Origin of the sequence: Gilliamella sp. Pra-s52 (assembly GCF_009795805.1) — a bacterium.
In the GTDB taxonomy this organism is placed as follows: domain Bacteria; phylum Pseudomonadota; class Gammaproteobacteria; order Enterobacterales; family Orbaceae; genus Gilliamella.
In genome coordinates, this window is sequence record NZ_WTEY01000017.1 from 22,370 (window position 1) to 35,426 (window position 13,057).

The window sequence follows — 13,057 nt, forward strand, 5'->3', positions numbered from 1 at the left end:
AATGTATCGTTAAATTTATCATAAAAACAAAAAATCAAAGAGTTTAAGTAAGGGGAAAACTGTGCGCTTTTCTTGCCATTGAATTTTTTAAATACATGGATAATAAACTACAGAGTTAATCTAAATAGTTTAGAGTCAGGATGCTATGGCTAGCGAAACAGTCAATAATAAGGGCGAGTCAATTTTCAATAAGTTGCCTTTTGCCGATCAACTAAAACAAAACAAAAAAATGGCATTGTTAATTGCAGGTGTAATTACAATAGCTATTGTTAGTTTTATCTATTTATGGGCTAAGGATGAGTCTTATAGTGTTTTATTTAGTAATTTAAATGATAAAGATGGTGGCGAAATAATTAGTCAACTTGATAAGATGAATATTCCTTATCAGTTTTCTGCCTCAGGTTCGACAATCTTAATTCCACAAGACAAGGTGTATGATACCCGTTTACGTATAGCGCAACAAGGATTACCTAAAGGTGGTTCTGTTGGTTTTGAATTACTCGACAAAGAAAGCTTTGGTATGAGTCAATTCAATGAGCAAATCAATTATCAACGCGCACTAGAAGGTGAATTATCCAGAACAATATCGATCATCAGTAGTATTGATGATGCTAGAGTGCACTTGGCAATGCCAAAACCGTCGTTATTTGTTCGTGAGCGAAAATCACCATCAGCTTCTGTTGCATTAACTTTACTACCAGGCCGAAGTTTATCACAAGGTCAAATCGAAGCTATTATTCACTTAATTTCAAGCAGTGTGCCTGAATTACAGGCAGATAAAGTGACTATCATCGATCAGCATGGTCATTTATTAACGGGTGAAGGTTACCGAAACAGAAATACGAATGTTGCTCAACTCGAATTTAGTGAACGGATTGAAGAGAGTATTCGCCAACGAGTAGAAAAGATTATTATACCCATTCTAGGTAAAAATAATGTTAAAGTACAAGTTAATGCCGATGTTGATTTTAGTCGACAAGAATCAACATCAGAAACGTATGATCCTAATAGCGATATTGCGAATCAAACTATTCGTAGTAAGCAGAAAATGGAAAACCAACAATCCGCCAATAGTTATGGTATAGGTGGTGTGCCTGGTGCTCTATCTAACCAACCGTTGCCAACGTCTAGTGCACCGATTGATGCAGATGAAACAAAAACCGCATCGACTGAAAAAACAGATAAAGCGCAATCTTACAACCTACAATCAAATAATACAGTCAACTTTGAAGTAAACCGACAAGTTATACACAGTCAAATACCAGAAGGGCGAATTAAACGCTTATCTGTTGCCGTTTTAGTTAATTATAAATTTGTCACAATCGAACCCAGTGAAAATGAATCTGAATCTGATGATAGTCAGGAGCCAGTTAGTACTGAGCAATGGGTAAAACTAGATAACGATGAACTTAAAAATATTGAGTTGTTAGCCCGCCAAGCGATGGGATTTTCAGATGTACGTGGTGATTCACTCACTGTAGCCAACTTAAAATTCACCGATCAACAATTAGATGAAGATAACAGCCTGGCATTTTGGAAAACCAATGAATTTTATCAAACGGTTAAAAATATTGGTAAGTATTTGATTTACACTTTGATTTTATGGGTTGTTTGGCGAAAAGTATTACGTTCGCTATGGGTAAAAGTACAACGACAATATCTAATTTTAAGTGATAAAACCACTGACGCATCAACTGTTGCCGAGGAAAAATTAGATTATAAGGCGCACAGTAAACAACAGCAGAAAATATTTGAAGATAACATGCAACAACAGCAATACATCCGCAAAGTTGTCGAAAAAGACCCTCGTGTTATGGCATTGATAATTCGTGGCTGGATGAATAAGGAGGACACCGAACAATGAATTTAAGTGAGTCTCAAAAAGCGGCCACCGTATTAATGGTATTAGGTGAAGAGCTGGCTGCAAAAGTGATGCAGTATTTAAGTTCGAAGGAAGTACAGCAAATCAGTGGTGCAATGATGTCATTGCCTCAGCTTTCTCAAGAACAGTTAAAAAGTATACTTAATGAGTGTCAAGGAACACTTGATGATTGTGCTGTTTTAAATACAGACACTGATGGATACTTACGTACAATACTTGAAAAATCCATTGGTAGTGAAAAAACCGAACGCTTACTTGACGATCTATTAAATACTGATCGTGAAGAAGCAACTGACGGTCTTGAAATGCTGAATTTTGTTGATGCTGCACGAGCGGTTGATCTTGTTAAAAAAGAACATCCACAAATTATTGCGACAATATTAGTGCATTTAAATCGTGATTTAGCGGCTGAAATTTTGAATCTATTTGATGATGAGTTACGTAATGACGTTATGTTGCGAATAGCCACATTTGGTGGTGTTGAACCATCAGCGCTTAAAGTGTTATCAGCATCATTATCAACGTTATTACATGGTCAAAATATTAAACTGAATAATATGGGTGGAATTCGTACAGCGGCTGAAATTATTAACTTAATGAAATCTCAGCAAGAAGAGCAAGTTATCAACTCATTACGTGATTATGATGGTGAGCTTGCACAGAAAATTATTGATGAAATGTTCTTATTTGAAAATCTTGTTGAAGTGGATGATAGAAGTATCCAACGTCTACTTAAAGAAGTCGATAACGAAGTACTCATCATCGCCTTAAAAGGTGCGTCAACAGCATTACGTGACAAACTATTAAGTAACATGTCGCAACGTGCCGCATCGATTTTACGTGAAGATCTTGAAAACAGACCGCCAGTACGTTTATCGCAAGTTGAAACCGAACAGAAGAAAATTTTGGTTATTGCGCGTCGATTAGCAGAAAGTGGCGAAATGATCTTAACTAGTGGTGATGATGAATACGTATAATCAATCCAATCAATTGAACTGGCAACCACTAAATTTTCGGGATTTAGCTACATGTTCGCTATCGAATGCAAACGAAAACAAAGCGATAGAGCAAACCGAAGTTAGTGTGTTACAGCCTGATCTTGAGATTGAACCAGAGCCAGAATCAGAACTTAATACCGAAAATTCAGAATCCGCAGTTATCCAACAAACATTGGAGCAATTAAAGCAGGAAGTGGAAACACAAGCCTACCAAGAGGGCTTTAATTTAGGTCAAGAGGCGGGATTTGAAGAAGGAAAAAAAGCAGGTTATGAACAAGGCTTTCTTCTTGGTCAACAAGAAGGGCGAGAGCAGATTGAACAACAATTGAATGATGAAAAACACAAAACTATTTGCGCTATAACGGATATATCTAATAATTTTGCACAATCAATTAATGATATTGATGAATTAATCGTACCTAAGTTGTTTGATTTAGCGTTAATTGCTGCCGAAAAAACAGTCGGCAGTCTTACTAAAATCAAACAAAAACAACTAATGCATACAATAAAAATATTGGTCGATCAGTGTTCAATTTTGTCAGAACCTATGTCATTACACCTTAATCCCACTGATTGGCAATGGTTAGAACCCATGCTTAATGAAGAAAACTTACAATATCAGTGGCAACTCATTGCAGACCCTAACATTGAAATAGGGGGCTGTAAAATTTTTACTGACACCAACGAAATTGATGCCAGTGTCAACAATCATTGGCAAATCATGTCTGACTGTTTGCAACAGGATGATCATTAACGTGAAATATTCATCTTTATGGTCAGATAAAATTACCCAAGCGACACAGCGACTGGAATCTTTATCTTTAATTCGTCAATATGGGCGCTTGGTCAAAGCATCGGGACTAGTCCTTGAAGCGGTTGGATTAAAATTACCTTTAGGATCTAACTGCCTAGTTGAGCGACAAACAGAGGGGCAAATTGAGCCTGTTGAGTGCGAAGTCGTTGGCTTTAAAGATCAAACGCTTTATTTAATGCCCTTTGAATCAACAGACGGTATTTTATTGGGTGCACGAGTTTATACTAAACAATATGATCTAACACACTTTAGCCATAAAGTATTGCCAGTAGGCATGGGGTTATTAGGTAGAGTTGTTGATGCCATGGGTAAGCCGTTAGATGGCAAACCTTTACCAGAACATATTGAGTATGCGGGGTTAGCAAGTAAATCACTTAATCCATTACAACGAACGCCAATCCACCAAGTATTAGATGTTGGTGTAAGAGCAATAAATGCGTTACTGACCGTAGGACAAGGGCAACGAATGGGCTTATTTGCAGGATCTGGCGTGGGTAAAAGTGTTTTGCTTGGTATGATGGCGCGTTATACTCAAGCGGACATCATTGTGGTTGGTTTGATCGGTGAACGTGGTCGAGAAGTTAAAGACTTTATCGAAAACATATTGGGTGAAGAAGGTTTAGCTCGAGCGGTTGTGGTTGCTGCACCGGCTGATGTATCCCCCTTATTGCGCTTACAAGGTGCGGCCTATGCCACTAAAATTGCTGAAAGCTTTCGTGATCAAGGGTTTAACGTTTTATTGATTATGGACTCATTAACTCGTTATGCCATGGCACAACGAGAAATTGCCTTAGCAATTGGCGAACCCCCTGCGACGAAAGGATATCCGCCTTCGGTATTTGCAAAATTACCAGCATTAGTTGAAAGAGCAGGTAATGACGAAAGCGGTAAAGGTGCAATTACTGCCTTTTATACGGTATTAACTGAAGGTGACGACCAACAAGATCCGATTGCTGATTCTGCGCGAGCAATTTTAGATGGGCATATTGTATTATCACGAGCACTTGCCGAATCAGGACACTATCCTGCTATTGATATTGAAGCTTCGATTAGTCGAGTTATGACCGACCTAACCCCCCCCGAAGACGAAAAAAAATCACGATTATTTAAAAAACTGTTTTCAAGTTTTCAACGAAACCGTGATTTAATCAATGTTGGTGCTTATGTAGCGGGTACTGATCCTTTATTAGACAAAGCAATAACACTATATCCCACAATGCAAAAATTTTTACAACAAGGTATTTATGAACACTGCAGTTATCAAGATGCCTATCAACAATTAGCGGACATAGTTGCACCGCAACTAACTCGTTAGGAATCGTGTGCTATGAATAAACATTCATCAAAAATAGCCTTTACTACATTAAAAAAACTGGCACAAAAAGCGGTTGACGATAATTTAATGAAGCTAAAAAGAGCGAATGAGAATCAACAAAATGCACAATCACAGCTTAATGCGTTAACGGATTATTATGTTGAATATCAACAAAAATTAAATAATGCCTTATCTGAAGGCATAAAAGGCAGTGAGTTAAGCAACTTTACATCGTTTATTGCGTCTATTGAGCAAGGCATTGAGCAACAAAAAAAATTGTTGTTATCATTAGATCTCAAACAAAAGCAAATTATAAAAAACCTTAATCAATCGCAAAAAAACGTAAACACTTATGCCACATTACTCAACAAACAGCATAACCAATATTTACGACAGCAAAATCGGTTACAACAAAAACTGACAGATGAATTTGCGCAATTACAATTAGCAAGGAGAATATTAAATGAATATTAATCTGATTAATGATTTAAATCTTACCGCTTCTCGCCCATCAGAACTTGTTGAAACCGATAGCATGGTTAACGATAATGATCATTTTCAGCAATTATTGCAATTTAGTGAAAACCCAACAGAGAAAAATAAAAAAATAATTAATGCCAAGTCAAATGGTGAGAATGAGGAACATCAAGATAACGATGCCGACATGTCGTTTATCGCCATTTATCCTTTTAATAGCGTACCACAACATCAAATGCATTCTACTTTGCTTGATACAACTGGACATAGTGATCTCGACATTGATCAAAATTCATTAATAACGGGTAATATAAATACTGATTCATTAGGGGATTTATCGACTGATACTGCAACAAATGAGCAGGCAACAAAGTTGCTTTCTTCTATTTATGGTAGTGAAGACTTAATTAATAAAACGAATTCACAAATCGATGTCATGCTATTAGCGGATAATAAAAAAGAGGTAAAGCCAGCGCTTACTCGTAAGCAAGCGGCAAACATTAGGGGCGAGTTTAATTCTAATATAAATCACACTAAAAATAAGCAAAATGCGAGTAATATCATTCAAAAAATAGATAATTTACAAACTCAATTTGCAACCAATAATTATAATCCAGATGCGACTGAATATCACAATAAAGAATTTTTATTAGCACCGAATACAAATGGGCCGAGTTCGTTATTATCGTCAGTAAATGCTACGGTAAAGCCATCGACAATAAACCTAGCAACACAAGTTAGCAATGAACAATGGCAAACCTCGCTAACTGAACAAATTGTTATGTTTAATCGTCAAAACCTTAAAACTGCTGAGATTAAACTACAGCCTCAAGAATTAGGATCTTTGCACATTAAACTTGAAATAAATGACGATAAAATGAACCTGAATATGATGGCTGCACATCATGTTGTTAAGGGAATGTTAGAATCGGCATTACCTTTTTTAAAAACATCACTAGAACATCAAGGCATTACACTAGAACAAGCCAATATTGGTGACTTTTCGATGATGAGCGATTCACAACAATCAGCCATGCATCACCCTAAAAAAAATAGCCAACCACAAAGAGAAATATTACTTGATACGGCAGATGATAATATTGATCCAATTCACTTTGAAAACCGATCACTAAGTACAAGAATCAGTATTCTTGCTTAAAGCTTATACAAGCTCAATGGAGTAAAGCGCTTAAATAGGTAATGTTTTATTGCCTATTCTTCAAATCAATTTTAAAAATATGATTTATTATTCTTGTTGCTATAGACACTAAATGAATTGTAGATCCTTTAAAATATTATAGAGACAAGAATAAACATGCCAACAACCAAAAAGAAATTAAGTATTTTAAATTTATTTCTTATTCTTATTACACTGTTAGCAATAGGCGCTGCAGCTTATTTGTGGTTTCAAAAAGGTTCACACAGCACAATTAAAGAACCAGAAGAACCCGAAGTTACATCGCCAATATTTTTAACATTAAAGCCATTCACTCTTTCATTGCCTGCTTCGGAAGAACGTATCGACATTAACAAAACGCTATATGTCGGTATTGTTTTACGTGTGGCGAATGAAGACCAAAAAACAGTGTTATTAGATTATTTACCCGAAGTAAGAAGCGATGTACTACTTTTAACCTCAAAACAATATGTTAATAATCTAAAACGAGAAAAAGGAAAAATCGATTTACAAGAGCAGATAAAAACTGCCTTATCCCGACAATATGATGCAAAACATTTTGTTAAGATTGATGAAGTGCTATTTACTGATTTTATTATACGGTGATTAACATGTCTGATAAGCATGAATCAACAACAAGCCTTGATGAAAATAACAACGAGGAGCAAACCTTAGATTGTTCATTAATAACAGAAGAAAATTCTGCAAACAATTCAAAGGTTGACGCTGCATTCAATTTTCCTACATTGGGTAAAACGCCCAATGTAAAACCCTATGATCTATCCGTTAAACATCGCTTTATTCCTGAGCGTTTAACTGCATTAGAAATCATTAATGAACGTTTTGCTCGACAATTTCGAATTGGTTTATTTAACCGATTACGTCGCAATACCGATGTGATAGCATCTCCTGTTGAACCACTTACATTTGAAGAATTTTCTGAAATTTCGTCGGCAACGCATTTAAATCTTGTACACCTTAACCCATTAAGAGGTGCAAGCTTATTTTCATTTTCGCCTGAATTGGTTTTTATTATTGTTGATTCCTTATTTGGTGGCGATGGACACTCGACTCAAATTGAAACAGAAGGACGAGAGTTTACCCACACAGAACAGCAAATTATTAAAAAAGTCTTAGAGTTAGCATTAGTTATCTATCAAAACTCATGGGCGGATGTTTACTCGATTGAAACCGAATATATTCGCTCTGAAATACAAAGTAAATTTACCAATATCACCAATTCGCCTGATGATATTGTTTTAACAAGCAACTTTAAAGTCGAAGTCGGTAATAGTAAAGCAACTTTTTGTGTTTGCATTCCTTATTCAATGGTTGAACCTATCAAAGAGCTGCTCATCAAACCACCGATTGAGCAACAAACTTACCAAGATGATAATGTTTGGATGAGCTCGCTAACTAGCGGAATCAAACAATCTGCGGTCGAACTGGTCGCTAATTTTGCTACTGTCAATACTTCTGTAGCCAAATTATTAGCCTTAAAGACTGATGATGTTTTAATGATCGAAAAACCCACAAGCCTTGATGTCACCGTAGGGGGCGTACCTATTTTAACGGGGCATTATGGCAAAATGAATAAACAATATGCAATTCAAGTTGAGCAGGTCATTAACCCTGTATTAGAGCAATTGAATGAAGGAGTTTTTAATGACGGATATCAAACAAAATAGTGATGACAAACAACCATCTAATATAAATAGTGACCAAATTATCACTCAAGAGACCATTTTTGAAACACTATCGCCACAGCAAACAGAAGATAAAAAAAATGATATCAATTTGATCCTTGATATTCCTGTAAATTTAAGCGTTGAATTAGGCAGAACTAAAATGGCTATTAAAGATCTCTTAAATCTAACCCAAGGATCGGTCATAGCTTTAGATGGTCAGATAGGCGAGCCATTAGATATATTAATTAATGGCTACTTAATTGCTCAAGGTGAAATTGTTGTTGTGGGCGATAACTACGGTGTACGCATTACCGACATTATTACCCCAGCAGAACGAGTAAGAAGATTGAGTCGCTAATGACAAGCAAACAATCCTCTTTAGAACAACCAACTATTGGTACAACAAGCACTTTATTGGCACCTTCTTCTGAATTAAATATCTATACCGAAGTGGGATCATCAATGGGAATAATGCTAATTGTGGTCATTGGTTTTATTTTATTATGTGGATGGCTAGCTAAACGAATGGGCTGGAAAAAAAAATCCCACCAATGGTTAGATATCAAAGCGACATACAACATTACCCCAAAAGAACGCATTATTATGGTTCATGTTGATAATCAATTATTAATTGTTGGGGTTACGCCACAACAAATGACACTACTTCACACCATCGATGAACAACGCACTCAAACGCTACTTAAACAAAATGTAACAGGTAAAAACTCGGCTCAAAATAATGCATTTCAACAAATATTACAAGCTGCGTTGAAAACCAAAAAGGAGTAACAACAAGTGCGATCAAATTTAACTATTTTACTAAGCTTATTGTTATTTAGTCTGCCAAGCTATGCTGAAACATCCACATTATCAGCTATCGCACAACCACTCAGTAGTGAACAAGGTTGGGCATTACCCGTTGAAACATTAGTATTTTTAAGTTTACTTACTTTTATTCCTGCCATATTACTTTTGATGACCAGCTTTACACGCATCATTATTGTACTAGGATTATTACGTAATGCACTTGGCACACAGTCAGCACCACCTAATCAAGTTATTTTAGGTATTGCGCTTTTTATGACCTTTTTTATTATGTCACCAGTGGTTGATAAAATTTATGAAGAAGCTTATGTACCTTACTCGCAAAATCAAATTACTATGCAAGAAGGCTTAAACAAAGCAAGCAAGCCATTACAACAATTTATGTTAACCCAAACGCGAGAAAACGACCTAGCGCTATTTGTCAACATGTCTCATACCAATAACATTCAAACCCGTGACGACATTCCATTAAGAGTGCTTGTTCCAGCTTTTGTTGTCAGTGAATTAAAAACAGCATTTCAAATTGGTTTTACTATTTTTATTCCTTTCTTAGTGATTGACCTTGTGGTTGCTAGCACACTTATGGCATTAGGTATGATGATGGTGCCACCAGCGACCGTGTCTTTACCGTTTAAATTAATGTTATTTGTCTTGGCTGATGGATGGCATCTATTGCTAGGTTCATTAGCGCAAAGCTTTTTTAGTTGAGTCACACCATGTCACCAGAATATATAAGCACCTTAGCAATACAAGCAGTAAAAGTTGCCGCATCACTTGCAGGGCCAATATTACTCGCTGCTTTAATTACGGGGCTTATTATTAGCTTATTACAAGCGGCAACACAAATTAACGAAATGACATTATCGTTTATACCTAAAATTATTGCCGTCGTTGTCGTCTTAACCTTATGGGGGCCAACCATGTTATCGACCATGATTGACTACCTACAAACTGTCATTACTGACATACCTAATTTAACACGTTAACTATAATGGATTTTGATAGTAATAGTTTATTTAATATTGATTTCTTTTCTTTTGTGCAAAATAGTTTTTTCCCTTTTGTGCGTATATTAGCGTTAATTGCGACTGCGCCTATTTTGGGTGAAAAAGAGATCCCAAACCGTGTCAAAATAAGCCTAGCCTTACTTATTACCATTTTATTACCGCTACCAAATCTTGATGACAGCATCAAAATATACTCTTTAATGGGGGTTATAATCACAGCTCAACAAGTCATGATTGGCGTACTAATTGGCTTTACTATGCAATTGGCGTTTATGGTTATGCGGTTTGCTGGTGAATTAATTGGCATGCAAATGGGGCTAGGAATGGCAACTTTTTTTGACCCAATCGGCGGACCATCGACATCGGTATTATCACGCCTAATAAACCTTATTGCATTATTAACATTTTTAAATCTTGATGGACATTTATGGCTACTCTATGGCATATCAAACAGTTTTGACATTATTCCCATTGGATTAATGTCATTGCAAGCAAATGGATATTTGGTACTGATCGAAATCAGCAAACTACTATTTATTAACGGTATTATGCTAGCACTTCCCTTAATGACCTTACTGCTAATTGTCAATATATCACTAGGGCTACTTAACCGAATGACACCACAGTTATCAATCTTTGTTGTCGGCTATCCTGCAACGCTATTATTAGGATTATGTATGCTCACTTACCTAATGACAACATTACCAGCATTTGTAGAATTTGTTTTTGAACAAATGTTTGAAAAAATTTCGAACGTATTATGGTATTTAAGATGGTGATGCTTATAACGTATTGAATTAAAAAACAAAACAAAAAACTTAAATAAAATCAATACCTTTCCTGACCGATTTTTTAGCAATAAATCGCATTAAGCCATTATGTTAAAAATACTATGTCAATGCTGATAGACCAACATTGACACAGTATTTAGCTTGTTTCTATTAAGCCTTTTTAACAAAGCAGGCTTTTAACATAATCTTCATACCATCAACTTTACAATCAATTTCGTGATCGCCTTCGACTAAACGAATACCTTTCGCTTTCGCACCTTTTTTAAGCACTGATGATGACCCTTTTAATTTAAGATCTTTAATCAAAATAATATCATCACCATCGGCAAGTAAATTACCATTACTATCTTTGACTTGTAATCCATCGTCAGAAGCCGCAACTTCGTTTGGATCCCATTCATGCGCACATTCAGGGCAAACATAAAAAGTACCGTCGTGATAAGTATGCTCCGATTGGCAAGCAGGGCAATTAGGTATAGATTCCATGGGTTATCTTTCTTCCAAATTAAATAAAATGACGCTTACTATAGCAAAAAATGCTATTAAGTCATAGCATTCAGCGCTAAGTTTCTATTAGGCATTTTTATACATCTGCACTATTTGAATGACTATTATTTAAAATAAGTAAAAACTGCTCAGAAAAATTATTGATTTTATTGGATTTTTAATTTGGTTGTTTTTTATAAAAACAACCAAATTCCCTCTTTACTAATCAAATCGCCCCAACAATACGATGCGGTATATACAGCTCTTCTAAATAAGCAATATCATCTTCCGATAACGAAACCTTAATAGCCCCAACTGCATCATCAAGATATTTAGTTTTAGTCGCGCCAATAATTGGTGCTGTCACTCCTTTAGCAAATTGCCACGCTAGTGCTATTTGTGTCATGGTTACCCCATATTTTTCGGCAAGTTCATTAACCCTTTGTACAATGCTGGTATCGGCTTTTTGCGTGCTGTCATATTTAGACTTGGCGACTTGGTCGGTTTGGCTGCGTAAGGTGTCGGCTTGCCACTCTAAACGAGCAAGTCTGCCTGCGGCCAAAGGGCTATAGGGTGTTAAAGAGACATTAAATTGTTGGCAGATAGGAATAAGCTCACGCTCGTCTTCACGATACAGCAAATTGTAGTGATTTTGCATTGAAACAAAAGGTGTCCAGCTATTTTGTTTGGCAGCAAGTTGCATGTTATGAAATTGGTACCCATACATAGCCGATGCGCCTAACGCACGGACTTTGCCTGCTTTGACAAGGTTGTGTAGTGCTTGCATTGTTTCTTCAATTGGTGTTGTGTAGTCAAAGCGGTGGATAATGTATAAATCAATATAGTCAGTGCCAAGTCGTTTAAGTGATCCGTCGATTTCCTTTTCAATTGCGGCTTTTGATAGGTGTCCTTCATTAAAATAGACTTTGGTTGCTAAGATGACTTTGTCGCGGGCAATATTTTTTTTAAGTGCTCGCCCTAAATACTCTTCGCTAGTTCCTGCCGAATAAGTATTTGCGGTATCAATAAAATTAATGCCTAAATCGAGTGCATGTTTAATGATGGCTTCGCTTTCATCAGCATTAAGAGTCCATGCGTGCATTTTGCTAGCTGGGTCACCAAAACTCATACAGCCTAAACAAAAACGAGATACTTGAATATCAGAATTACCAAGTTGTAAATATTCCATAACACCCTCTCTTTTTTAGAAATTGACTTGAGTAAATGTGATAGGTGCTTTTTATTGCTACCAATACACACTATTTCTGTGAATATTTTAATTGTTATCTTGTTTAAGATAAATGCGGTATTAATTTATAGTATCATGAATTAAATTCACGAATAATAAACGTATGCATAACTTTAAGATAGAAAAGTGAGGGAATATTAAATGATGATTATGCCGATAATGGTTATGGGTAAAGTGGATTTTATGTGACAGATATGTTTTGAGTAATAAAATAAAAAAGGTGCATAAAAGCACCTTTTTTATTGTAGCAAGTCGATTACTTGATAACTTTAGCAACCACACCAGCACCAACAGTACGACCACCTTCACGAATCGCAAAACGTAAACCTTCTGCCATCGCGATTGGGT

The 13,057-nt window shown here is 36.1% G+C and carries 15 protein-coding genes and 1 pseudogene; 13 read left to right on the forward strand and 3 right to left on the reverse strand.

Features of this window, described 5'->3' with window-relative positions:
* The first annotated feature begins 145 nt into the window (after positions 1–145).
* The 13 genes from fliF to fliR all read left to right on the forward strand — a co-directional run bounded on the left by fliF (position 146) and on the right by fliR (position 10,962).
* Positions 146–1,864, forward strand: coding sequence for a flagellar basal-body MS-ring/collar protein FliF (fliF, locus tag GQ594_RS10370; RefSeq protein ID WP_160412424.1), 1,719 nt, complete (start codon positions 146–148; stop codon positions 1,862–1,864).
* On the forward strand, positions 1,861–2,859 hold the full coding sequence (gene fliG, locus GQ594_RS10375; protein ID WP_160400727.1) for a flagellar motor switch protein FliG: 999 nt from the start codon (positions 1,861–1,863) through the stop codon (positions 2,857–2,859). Before fliF ends, fliG begins: the two co-directional genes overlap by 4 nt.
* On the forward strand, positions 2,846–3,634 hold the full coding sequence (locus GQ594_RS10380) for a FliH/SctL family protein (RefSeq protein ID WP_160412426.1): 789 nt from the start codon (positions 2,846–2,848) through the stop codon (positions 3,632–3,634). Before fliG ends, GQ594_RS10380 begins: the two co-directional genes overlap by 14 nt.
* A complete protein-coding gene (gene fliI / locus GQ594_RS10385; protein ID WP_202112548.1) occupies positions 3,624–5,009 on the forward strand; it encodes a flagellar protein export ATPase FliI in 1,386 nt (461 codons plus the stop codon). Before GQ594_RS10380 ends, fliI begins: the two co-directional genes overlap by 11 nt.
* Positions 5,010–5,021: 12 nt before the next feature.
* Entirely contained in the window at positions 5,022–5,483 is a 462-nt protein-coding gene (gene fliJ / locus GQ594_RS10390; protein WP_160412427.1) for a flagellar export protein FliJ, read from the forward strand.
* Positions 5,473–6,645 (forward strand): flagellar hook-length control protein FliK, encoded by a 1,173-nt coding sequence (locus GQ594_RS10395; RefSeq protein WP_160412429.1) that lies wholly within the window; start codon positions 5,473–5,475, stop codon positions 6,643–6,645. The genes fliJ and GQ594_RS10395 overlap by 11 nt, the downstream gene beginning before the upstream one ends.
* Positions 6,646–6,801: 156 nt before the next feature.
* Positions 6,802–7,269, forward strand: a complete 468-nt coding sequence (locus tag GQ594_RS10400; RefSeq protein WP_160412430.1) for a flagellar basal body-associated FliL family protein — start codon at positions 6,802–6,804, stop codon at positions 7,267–7,269.
* Between the two features lie 5 nt (positions 7,270–7,274).
* The gene (fliM, locus tag GQ594_RS10405) at positions 7,275–8,351 is read left to right on the forward strand and encodes a flagellar motor switch protein FliM (RefSeq protein ID WP_160412432.1); all 1,077 of its coding nucleotides are present in this window, start codon (positions 7,275–7,277) and stop codon (positions 8,349–8,351) included.
* The gene (gene fliN, locus GQ594_RS10410; protein WP_160400734.1) at positions 8,329–8,709 is read left to right on the forward strand and encodes a flagellar motor switch protein FliN; all 381 of its coding nucleotides are present in this window, start codon (positions 8,329–8,331) and stop codon (positions 8,707–8,709) included. The genes fliM and fliN overlap by 23 nt, the downstream gene beginning before the upstream one ends.
* Entirely contained in the window at positions 8,709–9,140 is a 432-nt protein-coding gene (gene fliO / locus GQ594_RS10415; RefSeq protein WP_160412434.1) for a flagellar biosynthetic protein FliO, read from the forward strand. Before fliN ends, fliO begins: the two co-directional genes overlap by 1 nt.
* A 6-nt stretch (positions 9,141–9,146) precedes the next feature.
* The gene (gene fliP / locus GQ594_RS10420; RefSeq protein WP_160400736.1) at positions 9,147–9,884 is read left to right on the forward strand and encodes a flagellar type III secretion system pore protein FliP; all 738 of its coding nucleotides are present in this window, start codon (positions 9,147–9,149) and stop codon (positions 9,882–9,884) included.
* Positions 9,885–9,892: 8 nt separating this feature from the next.
* Positions 9,893–10,162, forward strand: a complete 270-nt coding sequence (gene fliQ, locus GQ594_RS10425; RefSeq protein WP_160400737.1) for a flagellar biosynthesis protein FliQ — start codon at positions 9,893–9,895, stop codon at positions 10,160–10,162.
* A 5-nt stretch (positions 10,163–10,167) separates the two neighbouring features.
* Complete coding sequence (gene fliR, locus GQ594_RS10430; RefSeq protein WP_160412435.1) at positions 10,168–10,962, forward strand: flagellar biosynthetic protein FliR; 795 nt, start codon at positions 10,168–10,170, stop codon at positions 10,960–10,962.
* Positions 10,963–11,124: 162 nt separating this feature from the next.
* Here the strand turns inward: fliR and GQ594_RS10435 are convergent, their stop codons facing one another.
* The 3 genes and pseudogenes from GQ594_RS10435 to GQ594_RS10445 all read right to left on the reverse strand — a co-directional run.
* On the reverse strand, positions 11,125–11,460 hold the full coding sequence (locus tag GQ594_RS10435; RefSeq protein WP_160412437.1) for a zinc ribbon domain-containing protein YjdM: 336 nt from the start codon (positions 11,458–11,460) through the stop codon (positions 11,125–11,127).
* Positions 11,461–11,686: 226 nt separating this feature from the next.
* A complete protein-coding gene (locus tag GQ594_RS10440) occupies positions 11,687–12,649 on the reverse strand; it encodes an aldo/keto reductase (RefSeq protein WP_160412439.1) in 963 nt (320 codons plus the stop codon).
* 316 nt (positions 12,650–12,965) lie between these two features.
* Positions 12,966–13,057: pseudogene (locus GQ594_RS10445) on the reverse strand (elongation factor Tu); the annotation flags it as partial.